Origin of the sequence: Pseudomonas glycinae (genome assembly GCF_001594225.2) — a bacterium.
In the GTDB taxonomy this organism is placed as follows: Bacteria; Pseudomonadota; Gammaproteobacteria; order Pseudomonadales; family Pseudomonadaceae; genus Aquipseudomonas; species Aquipseudomonas glycinae.
Genome location: NZ_CP014205.2, coordinates 4,348,103 through 4,365,291, shown reverse-complemented (window position 1 = coordinate 4,365,291; position 17,189 = coordinate 4,348,103). Strand labels below are relative to the sequence as shown.

Sequence of the window (17,189 nt, the reverse complement as noted above, 5' to 3'; positions counted from 1 at the left end):
AATTTTCGAACGTGGCGGCAGGCGAATAGTCCTGCCGCTATTCTTTCGAAGACAGAAAAAGGGGAATGATGGATGGCGGTAGACGACACCCGACTACTTGAGCGCCTGCTCGCCGGTGAGCAAAAGGCATTCAAGGAACTGGTCAGTACCTATCAAAGCCCTATGCGCGCGGTCGCGTACGCGATTGTCGGCCAGCGCCATGTCGAAGAAGTGGTGCAGGATGCCTGGCTGTCGGTGGTGCGTCATATCAGTCGCTTCGAGGGGCGCTCCAGCCTCAAGACCTGGCTGCTGACCATTACTGCCAACTCGGCCAAGAGCCGCTACAAACTCAATCGTCGCGAAGTATTGCTGGATGATCTGCCGTCCCCCCACGGCACCATCGACGACGATCGTTTTTCTCCCGGCGACGGCCACTGGCTGGTCGCACCGTTCGCCTGGCACCAGGACACCCCCGAGGCATTGCTGACCGAAGGCGAGCTGCGTGAATGCCTGGAGCATACGTTGCTCAGTCTCTCCGAACTTCAGAGCAGTGTGCTCACGCTGCGCGAGCGCCAGGGTCTGGAGCTGGAGGAGATCTGTAATCTTCTGGAGATCTCGCTCTCCAATGTCCGCGTGCTGCTGCATCGGGCGCGTTTGAAGGTCTTTGCGACCGTGGAGCATTTTGAGGAGACGGGAGAATGTTGACCTGCAAGGAGCAAGTGGCGCGATCCAGCGATTATCTTGATGGCCAGTTGAGCTTTCGCGAGAAACTGATGGTGCGTCATCACCTGATGTTCTGCCGCAATTGCCGGCGATTCATTCGCCAGATGCGTTTGATGCAGGCGACTTTGCGAGCGATGCCGCAAAAGCCTGAAGAGGGCGTGGACGCCTTGGCCGAGCAGCTGGCAGAGCTGCGGCGCAAGGATCGATCCTGAAAACACAGACTGGCGCGGCCGCAGCGAACGGATGATGGGGATCGCTGCGGCCGCGCCAGTCTGTTGAACAAAAGCTGCTTCAAGCTGCAAGTGAGGCATTCACTTGCAGCTTGAAACTTGCCGCTTGTCGCTGATTTTTTAGAACTTCGCTTCCGCATCCAGCTGCAGGGTGTTGGTGTCTGCATCACGCTGGGTACGGCTGGAGAAGTCGGCCTTGGTCAGGAAGTAAGTCGCGCCAATGGCGAAGTTCTTGTCGATGTCGTAACCGACCTTGAACTTGTGGCCACGGGAACCGGTGGTGCCGTTGGCGAAGTCCGAATCGGTGAAGGCGCCGACCACAGCGTTACGCTGCACGTCACGATAGTTGTAGTCGAGGTTCAGGCCGAAGACTTTCGATTTGGCACCGACCAGCCACGCGGTGTCCTGATCGGTCACTGCATCGTTGTTCTTCACGTACTGGCCATAGAACGACAGCGGCATTGGCAGGCCGCCGATGTCGACCTGGCTGAAGCCTTCGTACAGACGGAATTCGTTGTTCGCCGAGTTGCCGTTGACGGCCAGGGCGCACGGCGTGGAGGTGCCGGTGCAACGGCTGTCTTCGTCGTTCTGGTAGGCGTAGACGCTGCCGCCCAGGGTCAGTTTCAGGTTGTCGGTGATGGCGAAGCGGCTGCCCAACTGACCGGCGGTCAGACGCAGGTCATGACGGAATTGCACGCCGTCGCCGTCCACGTTGTCCTTGAGATTGTAATTACCCAGGCTGCCGAACAGCTCGACGCTGCTGCCCAATGGATACTTGTAGGTAACGGCCAGACCTTCCGGGTTGATGTCGCTGTCCCAGATCACGTCGCCCATGCTCACCCACGGTTGCAGCATCTTGCCGCCGATGATGTGCAGGTTCTTGATCTGATCCGGGTGGTAGTCGATGTAGCCCAGGTCGAGCCAGATCTGCTTCTTGTCGAAGTAGTTGTCCTGGTCCTGGTTGGTCGAACGGGCGTCGTCGCCGCCGCCGGTGGCGATGCGGATGCCGGTGTCGACTTGCGGGTTGATCTCGGTGTAGGCACCCAGACGGGCACGGATGCGCTGGCGATCCTTGTCGCGGCCGCCGTTATTCGGTTCGCCGTCGATCTTGATGGTTTCCTGACGGATACGCACGTCGCCCTTGAATTGGGTCTTGGCGGCCCAGGCCAGTTTCTGGTCGAAACTGCTGAGCTCGTTGGTTTTCTTCGCGGTCGCCGCGATTTGCTCGTTGGTCTCTTGCTGCGCCTGCTGCGCGATTTGCTGGGCCTTCTGATCCTTGGCCAGTTCAGTTTGCAGCTCAACGTACTGCGCCTGGGAAATCGAACCGTTAGCCTTGAGCATGTCGAGCAGTTTGGCGTCGACTGCGGCACTGGCCGGTACACTCATGGCCAGCAACAGGCCACCGCACAGGGCCGCCGCAGTTTTCGTGGAAGCAAGACGCATAGCAATCTCCGAAGATGAAAAGGGGATGGCTGAACCATCCTGGGCACAACCGACGGTTTGACGGTCGGAAAACAGTGTCCGGGGTAGAACCCGGCGCTCTAAAAACAGGCGCCAGTATCGCGATGGTTTATGACAGAGCAGTGGCACGATGATGGCAGGTTGATGACGATACAAAATGGCCGTGAACTATTGATCCAGAGCGCTGTCGCGCAATCTGACGTGGGCAACGCCCGGCCGATCAGCGATACTCGCCGGGCGTTCACGCCCGAAAGTGGAGAGGAAAATGCCGCTGCAACGTCTGCACAAACTGTCGGAAATTCCAGCGTCCGACTGGGATGTTCTGGTCCCGCAAAACCAGCCGTTTCTGCGCCATGCGTTTCTTTCTGCGCTGGAGGACAGCGGCAGCGTCGGCCCGCACACCGGTTGGCAAGCGGAGCATTTGCTGCACGTCGAAGCGGGGCGGGTGATCGCGGCGTTGCCCGGTTATCGCAAGTGGCATTCCTACGGCGAATACGTGTTCGACCACGGCTGGGCCGATGCCTGCGCCCGGGCCGGCATCGATTACTACCCCAAATTCTTGAGCGCGGTGCCCTTCAGCCCTGTCAGTGGCCCACGGTTGCTGGCAGCGAATGTCGAGGACGGATTCGAACTGCTCAAGAGCCTGCCGGGGTATCTGGAAGTCGAAGAGCTCTCCAGTGCTCACATCAACTTCACCGACGCGTTCACCGATGCCGCCATGGCCGAGCAGCCGGGCTGGCTGCAACGCATCGGCTGTCAGTACCACTGGCAGAATCGCGGCTACCGCGACTTTCAGGATTTCCTCGACGTGCTCGCCTCGCGCAAGCGCAAGCAGATGCGCAAGGAGCGCGAACAAGTGGCGGGGCAGGGTTTCGAGTTCGAATGGCTGGAAGGACGCGAGCTGGACGAGGCGCAGTGGGATTTTGTCTACGCCTGTTACGCCAACACCTACGCGGTACGCCGGCAGGCGCCGTACCTGACGCGGGAATTCTTCAGCCTGCTGGCCGAGCGCATGCCGGAATCGATTCGCGTGGTCCTGGCCCGACAGGGCTCACGGCCGGTGGCGATGGCGTTCAGCCTGGTGGGCGGCGACAGTTTTTACGGACGCTATTGGGGATGCCTGGCCGAGTTCGACCGGCTGCACTTCGAGACCTGTTTCTATCAGGGCATGGACTATGCGATTGCCAATGGATTTCAACGTTTCGATGCCGGTGCCCAGGGTGAGCACAAACTGATTCGCGGTTTCGAACCGGTGATCACCCATTCCTGGCATTACCTGCGCCATCCCGGTTTGAAAGCCGCGGTCAAAGACTTCCTGCACCAGGAGCGCGCCGGTGTACTGGCCTATGCCGAAGAGGCGAGGAGCGCCTTGCCGTATCGGCAGGTCTGATCCTCGCCGGCTCCTTCAGCTGTCTTCCTTGCCCAGCCAGCGATAGAGCACGCCGCCGACCACCGCTCCCAGCAGCGGCGCGACCCAGAACATCCACAACTGGGCGATGGCCCAGCCGCCGACCATCAGCGCCGGGCCCGTGCTGCGGGCCGGGTTGACCGAGGTGTTGGTGACCGGGATAGAGATCAGGTGGATCAGCGTCAGGGCCAGGCCGATGGCGATCGGTGCCAGACCTGCCGGGGCGCGTTTGTCGGTGGCGCCGAGGATGATCACCACGAACATGGCGGTCATCACCAGCTCGGTGACGAACCCGGATGCCATCGAGTATTTGCCCGGCGAGTGTTCGCCATAACCGTTGGAGGCAAGGCCTGCGGCGATGTCGAAACCTTCCTTGCCGCTGGCGATGTGGTAGAGCAGGGCCGCTGCCAGAATCCCGCCGATCACCTGGGCGATGACGTAGGCAGGCAGTTCTTTGGCCGGGAACCGACCGCCGACGACCAGACCGACCGACACGGCCGGGTTGAGGTGACAGCCGCTGATGTGGCCGATGGCAAACGCCATCGTCAGCACCGTCAGACCAAACGCCAGGGCGACCCCCAGCACTCCGATTCCCAAGGGTGAAGACGCGGCAATGACCGCACTGCCGCACCCGCCCAACACCAACCAGAACGTACCCAACAACTCAGTGACTGAACGTTTGAACAGAGACATGACAGAGTCCTTGATAGGCGTGCTATCGAGACTGCATCCAGTGGTGCGTCCCTGCAGATTTACGACAGGTTCCGTTCCGGAGCCTTCGCTGATTACAGCAGGGTTTCAGGGGATTTCCAGCAGGCGATAAAAAACCGCCAGAGCCCGTGGTTAAAGGGCTCTGGCGGTTTTTGTGTTTTGACGCAGGATCAATCGATGCCGACAAACCCTCCGGTCTGGTGCGCCCACAACCGCGCATACAATCCGCCGTGGGCCAGCAGTTCGGCATGGTTGCCGCTTTCGGCGATCTTGCCGTTTTCCAGCACCACCAGCCGGTCCATGCGGGCAATGGTCGAGAGGCGGTGGGCGATGGCGATCACGGTCTTGCCCTGCATCAGGGTTTCCAGGCTTTCCTGAATCGCCGCTTCGACTTCCGAGTCCAGGGCCGAGGTCGCTTCGTCCGTGATCAGGATCGGTGCGTCCTTGAGCAGCACCCGCGCGATCGCGATCCGCTGACGCTGACCACCGGACAGTTTCACCCCGCGTTCGCCGACATGCGCATCGAATCCTGTGCGCCCCTCGGCGTCCGACAGCAGCGGAATGAACTCATCGGCACGGGCCTTGCGCACCGCTTCCCAGAGTTCGGCGTCAGTGGCGTCGGGCTTGCCGTACAGCAAGTTGTCGCGGATCGAACGGTGCAGCAGCGAAGTGTCCTGGGTGATCATGCCGATCCGCGCGCGCAGGCTTTCCTGGCCGACTTCGGCGATGTTCTGGCCGTCGATCAGGATCCGCCCGCCTTCGACGTCGTACAGGCGCAACAGCAGGTTGACCAGGGTCGATTTGCCGGCGCCGGACGGGCCGATCAGACCGATTTTCTCGCCGGGTTTGATGGTCAGGTTGAGGTCGCCGATGATGCCTTTCTTCTTGCCGTAGTGAAAATCCACGTGCTCGAAACGCACTTCACCACGGGCCACGGCCAGTGGTTTGGCTTGCTCCCGGTCGGTGACGCTGACCGGTTGCGAGATAGTCTGCAGACCGTCCTGGACCATGCCGATGTTTTCGAAAATGCCGGTGACCACCCACATGATCCACCCGGACATGTTGACGATGCGGATGACAAGGCCGGTGGCCAGGGCGATGGCGCCGACGCTGATCAGCGATTGCGTCCACAGCCACAGGGCCAGCGCGGTGGTGCCGACGATCAACAGGCCGTTCATGGTGGTGATGGCCACGTCCATGCTGGTGACCACGCGGCCGGCCAGTTGGGCTTTTTCGGTCTGTTCCTGGATCGCTTCGCGGGCGTAGTGCTGCTCGAAGTTGGTGTGGGCGAACAGCTTCAGGGTGGCGATGTTGGTGTAGCCGTCGACAATCCGGCCCATCAGCTTCGAGCGCGCGTCGGAGGCTTCCACCGAACGGTCCTTGACCCGTGGCACGAAGTAATAGAGCGCGCCGATGTAGGCGGCGATCCACGTCAGCAACGGGATCATCAGGCGCCAGTCGGCCTCGGCGAACAGCACCAGCGAACTGATCGCGTAGATCAGCACATGCCACAACGCGTCCACCGCTTGCACGGCGGAATCGCGCAGCGAGTTGCCGGTCTGCATGATGCGCTGGGCGATGCGCCCGGCGAAGTCGTTCTGGAAGAAGTTCAAGCTCTGCTTGAGCACGTAACTGTGATTCTGCCAGCGAATCAGGCTGGTCATGCTCGGGCTAAGGGTCTGGTGTACCAGCATGTCGTGCAGCGCCAGAAACAGCGGGCGTAGCAGTAACGCTACCACCGCCATCCACGCCAGTTCGACGCCGTGCACCTTGAAGAAGTCGACGTTCGGCGTACCCTGGGCGAGGTCGATGATGCGGCTCAGATAACTGAACAGCGCCACTTCGATCAGGGCTCCAAACAGGCCGACGATCAGCAGGGCGACGAAACTCGGCCAGACCTGCTTCAGGTAATAGGTGTAGAAGGGCAGAACGCGGTCCGGCGGGGATGCCGTAGGCGCATCGCGGAATATGTCGATCAGTTGTTCGAAACGGCGATAGAGCATCAGATAACCGCCCGGAGCACGGGCTCTCCTTTTATCAGTGTGAGCGGCGTGACATCAGCCAGCGCCGCTCGATATGCCCTGTAAAGCTTAGTCGATGCGCTTGGCCGACTTGATGATCACAGGGTCGATCGGCACGTTTTGCATGCCCTGTTTGGTGGTGGTCTGGGAGTTGACGATGATGTCGACCACGTCCATGCCCTTGACCACTTTGGCGAACACCGCGTAACCGGCGTCACGGCCCGGATCGAGGAAGGCGTTGTCGGCCACGTTGATGAAGAACTGGCTGGTTGCCGAGTCCGGGTTGGAGGTACGGGCCATCGACAGGGTGCCGCGAACGTTATGCAGGCCGTTGCTGGCCTCGTTCTTGATCGGGGCCTTGGTGTCTTTCTGTTGCATCTGCTGGGTGAAGCCGCCGCCCTGGGCCATGAAACCCGGGATCACGCGGTGGAAAATGGTGTTGTTGTAGAAACCGCTGTCGACGTACTCGAGGAAGTTCTTGGTACTGATCGGCGCCTTGACCGGGTCCAGTTCGATTTCGATCTGGCCGTTGGTAGTGTCCAGCAGCACGTGCGGCGCTTTCGCCGGCGTGGCAGCCATCAGGTTGGCGGCGAACAGCACGGTGCCGGCGGCGAGGGCGAGTTTTTTCAGCATGGGTCAGTGATCCTGAGGGTGATTATCGGCTGTGGCGAGGAACTCCAGCAGCGTTTGATTGAAGCGTTCGGGCTGGTCGAGCGGGGTGGCGTGGCGTGAATCGGCGATCACCACCAGCCGCGCATCGGGCAGCAGTCTGACATAGGTTTCTTTCAGCGAAACGGGGGTGTAGTCCCGGTCGGCGCTGACGACGAGGGTTGGACAGGTGACCCGGGAAAGGTGTTCCTGAACCCCCCAGCCAACAATCGCATCGAAGCTGGCGAGATAAGCACGTTTGTCGTTTTTTGCCCAGCGCTCTGCCATCTTCTGGCACAAATCCGCCTGCTCCGGTTTGGGGAACAGCCTGGCGCCAAGGGCCTTGCCGATGGTGGCGAGGCTGAGCAGGCGCATCAGGCTCCAGCGCTTGAACCACTGCCAGTAATCGTCGCGGCTGCGCAACTTGACCTCGGGGGCACTGTTGACGATGGTCAGGCTCTTGAGCATCCGGGGCTGATCGACAGCGAACTGGAAGCCGATCATGCCGCCCATGGACAGCCCGACGTAGTGCACCGGGCCAAGCTTCAGGTGTTCGATCAGGGCAACGATGTCGGCGCTGAAGCCGGCGATGCTGTAGCGCTCGCGGGGCTTGTCGGAGCGACCGTGACCGCGCACGTCCGGGACGATCACCCGGTAATGCGCGGCCAGTACCGGGATCTGCATTTCCCAGTCCAGGGTGCTGGAGCCCAGACCGTGAACCAGCAGCAACGGAACGCCGTGGCCATATTCCTCGTAGTGCAGGTTGCAACCTTCATGCTCGAAATACGCCATCGGTGAACTCCGTGTCAGGCTTGTTCGGGGGCGGCGAACGGTGCGTCCAGCGGCAGGGTGTCGAAGGTGCGCAGCAGTTCGATCAGGATTTGCGTGGCTGGGCCCAAGGGTTTGTCCTTGTTCGAATACAGATAGAAACTGGAGTTGCGATTGCCGCCTCTGTCCAACGGTAGCAGCTTGAGCGAGCCGTCTTTCAGTTCCCGCTCGATCATGTGGCGTGGCAGCCAGGCGAATCCCAGGCCGCTGCTGACGAACGTCGCGGCCGTGGCGAGGCTGCCGACGGTCCAGCGCTGCTCGGCGCCGAGCCAGCCGACGTCCCGGGGTTGCTGGCGGCCGGAGTCGCGGATCACCACTTGCATCTGGGTTTCCAGGTCCTGAAAGCTCAGCTCGCGGTTGAGCCGGTGCAGCGCATGGTCAGGATGGGCGACGGCGACAAATTCGACATCGCTCAATTCCGCGCCGAGGTAACCGGGAATGCTCAGGCCGGTGATGGCCAGATCGGCCACACCTTCAAGCAGCACTTCTTCGACGCCCGACAGCACTTCCTCACGCAGACGCACCCGGCAGCCACGGCTCTGCGGCATGAAAGCGGTCAATGCGCGCACGATACGGGCGCTGGGGTAGGCGGCGTCCACCACCAACCGCACTTCGGCTTCCCAACCCTGCTCCATGTGATGGGCAAGGTCTTCCAGCTGGCTGGCCTGTTTCACCAGCTGTCGCGAGCGGCGCAGCAGCACGCCGCCGGCTTCGGTCAGTACAGCCTTGCGACCGTCGATGCGCAACAGCGGCACGCCGAGCTGATCCTGCATGCGGGCGACGGTGTAGCTCACCGACGATTGCGAACGGTGCAGGGCCTCGGCGGCCTGGGCGAATCCGCCGTGGTCGACCACGGCCTGCAACGTTCGCCATTGATCAAGGGTCACGCGGGGCGCTTTCATCAATAGCTCCTCTTGTCCTAAGCTGGCGGTCCCTCATGGAGACTGCCGAATGAAAAAATTCTGTTGTGTGTTGCTGGTGCTGCTTCCGCTGACTGCGTTCGCGTACCCGATCGATGTGGAGAAAGATCTCAACGGCCTGAAGATCGACTACAACGCGTTTGACACCGATAACGACATCGGCTCCATCCAGGTCAACAACTACGGCGACGTCGACGCGACCTGCAAGGTGGTGTTCACCAACGGCCCGGAAGCGCCGCGTACCCGCAACATCGAAGTGGCTGCGGGTAAGCATAAGAACGCCACGGCCAAGTTCACCCGGACCATCATCAAGCTGCGCATCAAGCTGAGCTGCACCCCGAAATAGCGTCATGGGCCTGTGGGAGCGGGCTTCCACAGGCTGCGGCTTGCATCTAAACGAATTTTTCGATGCTTTGCAGCAATTATTTGCGCTTTTTCATCGATACGGCACTGTTTAACCTTCACTCCATCGACTTACAACATTCTCGGATGGAGGCTACACAACATGTCCCGCGTTCTGATCATCGAAAGCAGCGCCCGCCAGCAAGACTCGGTTTCCCGTCAACTGACCCAGACCTTTATCGGTCAATGGAAAGCGGCGCATCCGGCCGATCAGATCACCGTACGTGACCTCGCCGTGAACCCGGTGCCGCACCTGGACATCAACCTGCTGGGCGGCTGGATGAAGTCCGCCGAGCAGCGCAACGACAGCGAGCAGGCCTCGCTGGACCGTTCCAACGAATTGACCGATGAATTGCTGGCCGCCGACGTGCTGGTGATGGCTGCGCCGATGTACAACTTCGCCATCCCGAGCACCCTGAAAGCCTGGCTCGACCACGTCTTGCGTGCCGGCGTGACCTTCAAGTACACCGAAACCGGCCCGCAAGGCCTGCTCAGCGGCAAGCGTGCCTACGTGCTGACCGCTCGCGGCGGCATCTACGCCGGCGGCCCGGCGGATCATCAGGAACCGTACCTGCGTCAGGTGATGGGCTTCATCGGCATTAATGACGTGACCTTCATCCACGCCGAAGGCATGAACCTGGGCGGCGACTTCCAGGAGAAAGGCCTCAACCAGGCCAACGCCAAACTGTCCCAGGTCGCCTGATATGTTAATCGCCAGATAATCGCCGATTGTTCTAGTGACCTGGCGCAACCCCTTCAAGGCTCTACGCGCATCGAACCTCCCTTTGCACTTGTTGCTCCTGAGTGCTGTAGCCCGATTGAACGCTTTAGCGAGATCGGGCTTTTTTTTGCCCGGGATTTAGCGATGGCCGGCAAAAAACGCTATCGTCGCCGCCATTCGAAATCGAGGCGAGCATGGGCTATCTACTTTTTGTCACGCTGATCCAGGCGTTTTCCTTCAGTCTGATCGGCGAATACCTGGCCGGTCATGTCGACAGCTACTTCGCGGTGCTGGTGCGTGTGGTACTGGCCGGGCTGGTGTTCATTCCGCTGACCCGCTGGCGCTCGGTGGAACCGGCGTTCATGCGCGGCATGCTGCTGATCGGCGCGTTGCAGTTCGGCGTGACTTACGTCTGCCTGTATTTGAGCTTCCGGGTGCTGACGGTGCCGGAAGTGCTGCTGTTCACTATCCTCACGCCGCTGCACGTGACGCTGATCGAAGACGCGCTCAACCGACGCTTCAACCCGTGGGCGCTGATCGCGGCACTGGTGGCGGTCGCAGGCGCGGCGGTGATTCGCTACGACCGGATCAACCCGGACTTCTTCATGGGCTTTTTGCTGCTGCAACTGGCCAACTTCACCTACGCCGCCGGGCAGGTGCTGTACAAGCATCTGGTGGCGAAACACCCGAGCGATCTGCCGCATTACCGTCGTTTCGGTTTCTTCTACCTCGGCGCACTCGCGGTGGCGCTGCCGGCGTTCCTGCTGTTCGGTAAATCCAACTTCCTGCCGGAAGCGCCGCTGCAATGGGGTGTGCTGGTGTTCCTTGGTCTGGTCTCCACCGCACTCGGTTTGTACTGGTGGAACAAGGGTGCTTGCCTGGTCAACGGCGGCACCCTGGCGGTGATGAACAACCTGCATGTACCGGTTGGGTTGCTGCTGAACCTGCTGATCTGGAATCAGCACGAGGAGCTCGGGCGGTTGTTCCTCGGTGGCTGCGTGATTCTGGCGGCGGTGTGGATCAGCCGGTTGGGGATTCGCCAGTCGGCGCCAATTGCTCCACCAGAAACGCGATAAACGCCCGAGTCTTCTGCGGCACTCGTCGCGCTGACGAATACACCGCGTTGATGGTGATCGCCGGCGCCTGCCATTCGCACAGCACCGGCACCAGCCGCCCGGCCGCCAGTGCCTCTTCGACGATGAAGTCCGGCAGCAGCGCAATGCCCATGCCGGCCTCGGCCGCTTGCGCCAGCAAGTCGCCGTTGTTGGCGTGCAGCGGCCCGGTCACGTTGACCCGCTGCGTTTCTTTGCCGTTGCACAGTTGCAGGCTGACGCCGCTCTGCAGATAGCCGTAGTTCAAGCATTGATGTGAGCGCAGATCCTGCGGGGTCTGCGGCGTGCCTGCGCGTTCGAGGTAAGCGGAGGAGGCGACCATGATTCGTGGGGCGGGCGCCAGTTGCCGGGCGATCATGGTCGAGTCGGGCAGGCTGGCGATGCGGATGGTCACGTCGAAGCCGCCGCGCACCGGATCGACCTGCTGGTCGCTGAGCACCAGTTGCAGTTCGATGTTCGGGTGTTGCTCATTGAACAGCGGAATCAGCTTGCCCAGCCGCCGCAGGCCGAACGACATCGGTGCGTTCACCCGCAACACCCCGCGCAATTCGCCAACTCCGTCCCGAGCTCGCTGCTCGGCCTCGTCCAGCGCCGCAATCACTTCCCGCGCCGCTTCGAAATACTCGGCACCGGCCTCGGTCAGGTGCAGGCTGCGGGTGGTGCGTTGCAGCAGTTGCACGCCGATGGCTTCTTCCAGCGCCTGAATCTGTTTGCTGACTTTCGAGCGTGGCACGTCCATGGCACGGGCGGCGGCCGCGAAGCCGTTCTCGCCGACCGTCACCACGAAGGCGCGCATGCATTCGATGCGATCCATGATTGTCCCTATTTTAGAATCAATGATTCTCGATTTTAGGGAATTGTCCCTTTATCGGCTAGCCCCTAAAGTGACATCCAAGCCGAGACAACAACGCCGCAGACGGCAAAACGCCTCGACTCACCAATACCCAATCGAAACTTTGAATCGACATCAAAAGGAACGCGCCATGTCTATCCGTGAACTGCTGAACCCAACCAACTCCGCCCTGATCCTGATCGACCACCAGCCGCAAATGGCTTTCGGCGTACAGTCGATTGACCGTCAGACCCTGAAGAACAACACCGTTGGCCTGGCCAAGGCTGCCAAGATCTTCAACGTGCCGACCATTTACACCTCGGTCGAAACCGAAAGCTTCAGCGGCTACATCTGGCCGGAATTGCTGGCAGTACACCCTGAGCAGAAACCGATCGAGCGCACCTCGATGAACTCCTGGGAAGACAAGGCGCTGGTTGACGCCGTGAAGGCCACCGGGCGCAAAAAGCTGATTATCGCCGCGCTGTGGACCGAGGTTTGCCTGACCTTCCCGGCTCTGGAAGCCCTGGCTGAAGGCTACGAGGTGTACATCGTCACCGACGCGTCCGGCGGCACCACCAAGGAAGCCCATGACATGTCGGTACAGCGGATGATTCAGGCCGGCGCGGTGCCGGTGACCTGGCAGCAAGTGCTGCTCGAGTACCAGCGTGACTGGGCGCACAAAGACACTTATCAGGCAGTGATGGACCTGGTGCTGGAACACAGCGGCGCATACGGCATGGGCGTCGACTACGCCTACACCATGGTGCACAAGGCACCGCAGCGGCAGGCCTGATAAATCGGCGGGAAAAAAAAGACGCAACCAAGGTTGCGTCTTTTTTTGCATTTGAAGAAAGCGCTACATCAGATGTTTTTCGGCTTCTGGAATGTGGCTCGCGCCAAGGACTGCCGGCAACAACCCCGACCGCAAATCCCCACCGCTCGGCTGCTGATACAGGCTCAACCCAAACTCCGGCAGCACCGCCAGCAGGTAATCGAAAATATCCCCCTGGATCCGCTCGTAATCGGCCCACACCGTGGTCGTGGTAAAGCAGTAGATTTCCAGCGGAATGCCCTGGGCGGTGGTTTGCATCTGGCGGACCATGCAGGTCATGTTCGGCTGGATTTCCGGATGGCTCTTCAGGTAAGCCAAGGCATAGGCGCGGAAGGTGCCGATGTTGGTCATGCGCCGGCGGTTGGCCGACATCGCCGCGACGTTGCCCTGGGCTTCGTTCCAGGCCTTGAGCTCGGCTTTCTTGCGCCCCATGTAAGCGGTCAGCAGGTGCACCTGGGAGAGTTTTTCTTCTTCGTCGTCGCGGATGAAGCGCACACCGCTGGCGTCGATGAACAGGCTGCGCTTGATCCGCCGCCCGCCGGACTGCTGCATGCCGCGCCAGTTTCTGAACGACTCGGACATCAGGCGCCAGGTCGGGATGGAAACGATGGTCTTGTCGAAGTTCTGCACCTTGACCGTGTGCAGGGTGATGTCGACCACGTCGCCATCGGCGCCGACCTGCGGCATTTCGATCCAGTCGCCGACCCGCAGCATGTCGTTGCTGGTCAGTTGCACGCTGGCGACGAACGACAGCAGGGTGTCCTTGTAGACCAACAGGATCACCGCCGACATCGCACCCAGACCCGACAGCAGCAACAGCGGCGAACGGTCGATCAGGGTGGCGACGATGATGATCGCGCCGAACACGTACAGGACCATTTTCGCCAGTTGCACATACCCCTTGATCGAGCGGGTGCGGGCGTGTTCGGTGCGGGCGTAGATGTCCAGCAGCGCATTGAGCAGGGCGCTGACCGACAGCAACAGGAACAGAATGGTGAACGCCAGCGCCACGTTGCCGAGGAACACCGTGGCGGTCTTGCTCAGTTCCGGCACCAGGTGCAGGCCGAACTGGATCACCAGCGATGGCGTCATCTGCGCCAGACGCTGAAATACCTTGTTATGGCGAAAGTCGTTGATCCAGTGCAACGCGGGCTGGCGACCGAGCATGCGGCTGGCATGCAGGATCAGATAACGCGCCACTCGTCCGAGTACCAGCGCGATCACCAATAACAGGAGCAGTGCCAGGCCGGCGTGCAGGAGCGGGTGCTGTTCGAGGGCACCCCAGAGGTCTTGGGCATTGAGCCAGAGCTGTTTGAAATCCATGAGTGAAACGATTCTTCTGTAAGACGCGACGGGCGATTAGAGCATTTAAGACGCTGTGTATTACCGTTGGAGACAAATCGAGCAACAAAAAAGCCACTGATTACGGCGGATTTCACAAAGAAACTCGGCCTGAGCGCTCGAAACCGGTAACCTATGCAGCTGATTTTTTGCATATCTTCGAGGTAGCACCCGTGTTTTCCCAATTCGCCCTGCACGAACGCCTGCTCAAAGCCGTGGCCGAGCTGAAATTTGTCGAGCCAACGCCTGTGCAAGCCGCGGCCATTCCGCTGGCGCTTCAGGGGCGTGACCTGCGGGTGACGGCGCAAACCGGTAGCGGCAAGACCGCCGCTTTCGTCCTGCCGATCCTCAACCGCCTGATCGGCCCGGCCAAGGTTCGCGTCAGCATCAAGACCCTGATCCTGCTGCCGACCCGCGAGCTGGCCCAGCAGACCCTGAAGGAAGTCGAGCGCTTTTCGCAGTTCACTTTCATCAAGTCCGGCCTGATCACCGGCGGTGAAGACTTCAAGGTCCAGGCCGCCATGCTGCGCAAGGTGCCGGACATCCTGATCGGTACCCCGGGCCGGATGATCGAGCAACTGAACGCCGGCAACCTCGACCTGAAAGAAGTCGAAGTGCTGGTGCTCGACGAAGCCGACCGCATGCTCGACATGGGTTTCGCCGAAGACGTGCAGCGTCTGGTCGACGAATGCCCGAACCGTCAGCAGACCATGCTGTTTTCCGCCACCACTGGTGGTTCCGGCCTGCGCGAGATGATCGCCAAGGTGCTGAACAACCCTGAGCACCTGCAGCTCAATGCGGTCAGCCAACTGAACGACACCACCCGTCAGCAGATCATCACCGCCGACCACAACCAGCACAAAGAACAGATCGTCAACTGGCTGCTGGCCAACGAGACCTATCAGAAGGCCATCGTCTTCACCAATACCCGGGCCATGGCCGACCGCATCTACGGTCGCCTCGTCGCCCAGGAATACAAGGCGTTCGTGCTGCACGGCGAGAAAGACCAGAAGGATCGCAAGCTGGCGATCGACCGTCTGAAGCAGGGCGGCGTGAAGATCCTGGTGGCCACCGACGTGGCGGCCCGTGGTCTGGACGTTGACGGCCTGGATCTGGTGATCAACTTCGACATGCCGCGCAGCGGCGACGAATACGTGCACCGCATCGGTCGTACCGGCCGTGCCGGCAACGACGGTCTGGCGATCTCGCTGATCTGCCACGGCGACTGGAACCTGATGTCGAGCATCGAGCGTTATCTGAAGCAGAGCTTCGAGCGCCGCACCATCAAGGAAGTCAAAGGCACCTACGGCGGACCGAAAAAGGTCAAGGCCTCGGGCAAGGCTGTCGGCGTGAAGAAGAAAAAGACCGATGCCAAGGGCGACAAGAAGAAAACCGCCGCCAAGACCCCGACCAAACGCAAGAGCGCCAACCGTCCGAAGCCGGACGCTCTGGTGAGCAGCGATGGCATGGCCCCGCTGAAACGCCGCAAACCGGCAGCGCCAGCGGCGGAATAAGCCGTTTCAGGCAGGCAAAGAAAAACCCGGACATGGTCCGGGTTTTTTATTGCCAGCGTTTATCAACTGCCCAGCAGGCCAGTGGTGTCGGCATCAAAACGCCGCTTGGCCTGATCGGCTGCCGGTTTGAGCTGTGCGAACAGGGCGGCCTCGCTGTACAGCCCGGTCAGTGCCAGTTCCTTGGGGGTTGGCTCGATCGGGATCAGCACGTCTTCACCCGCCGCGTGCAGCCAGATCGCCACAAGGTGCAGCGCCGACACAAACAGCATCCGCAGCTCAACGGTTTTGCCTTTCAGTTGCGGCGATTGCTCCGCCAGTTTCAGCGCATCGACCGTGGCGCTCGCCAGGTTGCCGTGGTTCAACGAGGCGAACTCGACGTGACCGCGTACTTCGGCCAATTGCGCATCGGCAATCGATACCCCGCCGGAAAACACCAGGTAATGCCAGTCACCCACTCGGGCGTTTTTCAGGCCTTTGCCCTGGCTCAGGTCGTCCAGACTGAGCGAGTAGCCGCGATAGGCCTCGCTTAGGCTGATCCCGGCAGGCGCAGCACTGGCGAACTGGCGATTGACGCCGAAGCCCTGGGTCTGCAACGCGGCCTGCAGGGCCGGACGCAAGGTCTGTACGCCGTTGGAAGGCGCTTTTGGATAAGTCAGTTTCATGATGCCGCCCCCTGGTTTTTCGCCGTGAAGTAAGTGTGGGTCCAGTTGCCGCCACCGTTGTAGGAACCGGGGAAGGAATTCAGCGCGCGGGTCGAATAGCCGTAAATCGAATCCGCGACCAGCACGTAATTGCCGTTGGTGCCGTAGATCGCCAGAAAGTGCGCTCCGCCGCCGTACCAGGCACAGCGCAGGCCGACGGGGCGACCCATGTTGATCTGGTTCTGGATGGCCGACATTTGCAGCGAGCCCGAATTCATGCCGTTGAAACTGCGGGTGATTTTCAGCGCAACGTCGAGATAGCCATACACGTTGCACGGCCCCGGTTGATTGCAGCAGTTGCGATCCAGCGCGGCGCTGGCAACGGCGCATTGGGTCCACGACCCGGTGCCGTAATAATTGCCGACCGAGGCGGAAGCCGCAGCCCAGCACCAGTTGGTCTGGGTCTGTTGCTGCATGGTGAAGTTCAGGCTGGCGGCCGCCAAGGCACGGTTTTGTGCAGCCGCTTCGACCTCGACCAGTTGCGGGTCGAGCAGATGGCCGATCAGACATTCGGGCAGGGTGTTGCCGGTGAATGCCGTTGTTTCAGTGGTTAACATTTTTCAATCCTCCATGAATGAAAACAAACGTTCCGCGTTTGCGGGATAACGGTATTGCCGAGCGATCAGTGCTAAAGGGTTGCCATCTCCGATGGCCGGTTCCGATCAGGCTCGGGGTAACCCTAGGTGTGAATATGCATTTGTGCAAATAACAAAATGCACTAATGCAAGTTTCCGGACAAAAGAAAGCAGGCTCTGGTATCGATCCAGCCTGATCGATGCCAAAGCCTGCCGTTGTCTGCGCGGGT

The 17,189-nt window shown here is 60.7% G+C and carries 18 protein-coding genes; 8 read left to right on the top strand and 10 right to left on the bottom strand.

From position 1 onward, the window contains the following. Positions 1-72: 72 nt before the first annotated feature. Positions 73-684 carry an RNA polymerase sigma factor gene (locus tag AWU82_RS19890; RefSeq protein WP_064383171.1) on the top strand — a complete coding sequence of 204 codons (612 nt, stop codon included), beginning with the start codon at positions 73-75 and terminating at the stop codon, positions 682-684. Then, positions 678-914 (top strand): anti-sigma factor family protein, encoded by a 237-nt coding sequence (locus tag AWU82_RS19885; RefSeq protein WP_064383173.1) that lies wholly within the window; start codon positions 678-680, stop codon positions 912-914. Before AWU82_RS19890 ends, AWU82_RS19885 begins: the two co-directional genes overlap by 7 nt. A 138-nt stretch (positions 915-1,052) precedes the next feature. Here AWU82_RS19885 and AWU82_RS19880 read toward each other — a convergent pair whose 3' ends face one another. Further along, positions 1,053-2,375, bottom strand: a complete 1,323-nt coding sequence (locus AWU82_RS19880; RefSeq protein WP_011332954.1) for a putative porin — start codon at positions 2,373-2,375, stop codon at positions 1,053-1,055. 283 nt (positions 2,376-2,658) lie between these two features. On the opposite strand from AWU82_RS19880, the gene AWU82_RS19875 reads away from it, so the two are divergent. Then, positions 2,659-3,783, top strand: coding sequence for a GNAT family N-acetyltransferase (locus AWU82_RS19875; protein ID WP_064383175.1), 1,125 nt, complete (start codon positions 2,659-2,661; stop codon positions 3,781-3,783). Positions 3,784-3,798: 15 nt separating this feature from the next. On the opposite strand, the gene aqpZ is transcribed toward AWU82_RS19875, so the two are convergent. The 5 genes from aqpZ to AWU82_RS19850 form a co-directional block, all read right to left on the bottom strand. Continuing rightward, positions 3,799-4,494 carry an aquaporin Z gene (gene aqpZ, locus AWU82_RS19870; RefSeq protein ID WP_064383176.1) on the bottom strand — a complete coding sequence of 232 codons (696 nt, stop codon included), beginning with the start codon at positions 4,492-4,494 and terminating at the stop codon, positions 3,799-3,801. A 188-nt stretch (positions 4,495-4,682) separates the two neighbouring features. Next, the gene (locus tag AWU82_RS19865) at positions 4,683-6,515 is read right to left on the bottom strand and encodes an ABC transporter ATP-binding protein (protein ID WP_064383178.1); all 1,833 of its coding nucleotides are present in this window, start codon (positions 6,513-6,515) and stop codon (positions 4,683-4,685) included. A gap of 87 nt (positions 6,516-6,602) precedes the next feature. Next, a complete protein-coding gene (locus tag AWU82_RS19860; protein WP_064383181.1) occupies positions 6,603-7,166 on the bottom strand; it encodes a peptidylprolyl isomerase in 564 nt (187 codons plus the stop codon). Positions 7,167-7,169: 3 nt separating this feature from the next. Continuing rightward, positions 7,170-7,973, bottom strand: a complete 804-nt coding sequence (locus tag AWU82_RS19855; protein ID WP_064383183.1) for an alpha/beta fold hydrolase — start codon at positions 7,971-7,973, stop codon at positions 7,170-7,172. Positions 7,974-7,987: 14 nt separating this feature from the next. Continuing rightward, positions 7,988-8,911, bottom strand: coding sequence for a PA3225 family LysR-type transcriptional regulator (locus tag AWU82_RS19850; RefSeq protein ID WP_011332960.1), 924 nt, complete (start codon positions 8,909-8,911; stop codon positions 7,988-7,990). A 49-nt stretch (positions 8,912-8,960) separates the two neighbouring features. Between AWU82_RS19850 and AWU82_RS19845 the strand changes: the two genes are divergently transcribed. The 3 genes from AWU82_RS19845 (at position 8,961) to AWU82_RS19835 (ending at position 11,128) form a co-directional block, all read left to right on the top strand. Beyond that, positions 8,961-9,275, top strand: a complete 315-nt coding sequence (locus tag AWU82_RS19845) for a hypothetical protein (protein WP_064383185.1) — start codon at positions 8,961-8,963, stop codon at positions 9,273-9,275. Positions 9,276-9,434: 159 nt separating this feature from the next. Then, positions 9,435-10,034 carry an FMN-dependent NADH-azoreductase gene (locus AWU82_RS19840; RefSeq protein ID WP_064383187.1) on the top strand — a complete coding sequence of 200 codons (600 nt, stop codon included), beginning with the start codon at positions 9,435-9,437 and terminating at the stop codon, positions 10,032-10,034. Between the two features lie 212 nt (positions 10,035-10,246). After that, positions 10,247-11,128, top strand: a complete 882-nt coding sequence (locus AWU82_RS19835) for a carboxylate/amino acid/amine transporter (RefSeq protein WP_064383188.1) — start codon at positions 10,247-10,249, stop codon at positions 11,126-11,128. On the opposite strand, the gene AWU82_RS19830 is transcribed toward AWU82_RS19835, so the two are convergent. Then, positions 11,073-11,978, bottom strand: a complete 906-nt coding sequence (locus tag AWU82_RS19830) for a LysR family transcriptional regulator (RefSeq protein ID WP_064383190.1) — start codon at positions 11,976-11,978, stop codon at positions 11,073-11,075. The genes AWU82_RS19835 and AWU82_RS19830 overlap by 56 nt on opposite strands. Positions 11,979-12,147: 169 nt before the next feature. On the opposite strand from AWU82_RS19830, the gene AWU82_RS19825 reads away from it, so the two are divergent. Next, positions 12,148-12,789 carry a hydrolase gene (locus AWU82_RS19825; protein ID WP_007956548.1) on the top strand — a complete coding sequence of 214 codons (642 nt, stop codon included), beginning with the start codon at positions 12,148-12,150 and terminating at the stop codon, positions 12,787-12,789. A 63-nt stretch (positions 12,790-12,852) separates the two neighbouring features. On the opposite strand, the gene AWU82_RS19820 is transcribed toward AWU82_RS19825, so the two are convergent. Then, positions 12,853-14,151: a mechanosensitive ion channel family protein gene (locus AWU82_RS19820; RefSeq protein ID WP_011332965.1), complete on the bottom strand. Its 1,299-nt coding sequence runs from the start codon at positions 14,149-14,151 to the stop codon at positions 12,853-12,855. A gap of 191 nt (positions 14,152-14,342) precedes the next feature. Between AWU82_RS19820 and AWU82_RS19815 the strand changes: the two genes are divergently transcribed. After that, a complete protein-coding gene (locus AWU82_RS19815; RefSeq protein ID WP_011332966.1) occupies positions 14,343-15,683 on the top strand; it encodes a DEAD/DEAH box helicase in 1,341 nt (446 codons plus the stop codon). Between the two features lie 62 nt (positions 15,684-15,745). Here AWU82_RS19815 and AWU82_RS19810 read toward each other — a convergent pair whose 3' ends face one another. Then, positions 15,746-16,345, bottom strand: coding sequence for a hypothetical protein (locus AWU82_RS19810; protein ID WP_064383191.1), 600 nt, complete (start codon positions 16,343-16,345; stop codon positions 15,746-15,748). Next, positions 16,342-16,941 carry a papain-like cysteine protease family protein gene (locus AWU82_RS19805; RefSeq protein WP_064383194.1) on the bottom strand — a complete coding sequence of 200 codons (600 nt, stop codon included), beginning with the start codon at positions 16,939-16,941 and terminating at the stop codon, positions 16,342-16,344. The genes AWU82_RS19810 and AWU82_RS19805 overlap by 4 nt, the downstream gene beginning before the upstream one ends. Positions 16,942-17,189 lie beyond the last annotated feature (248 nt).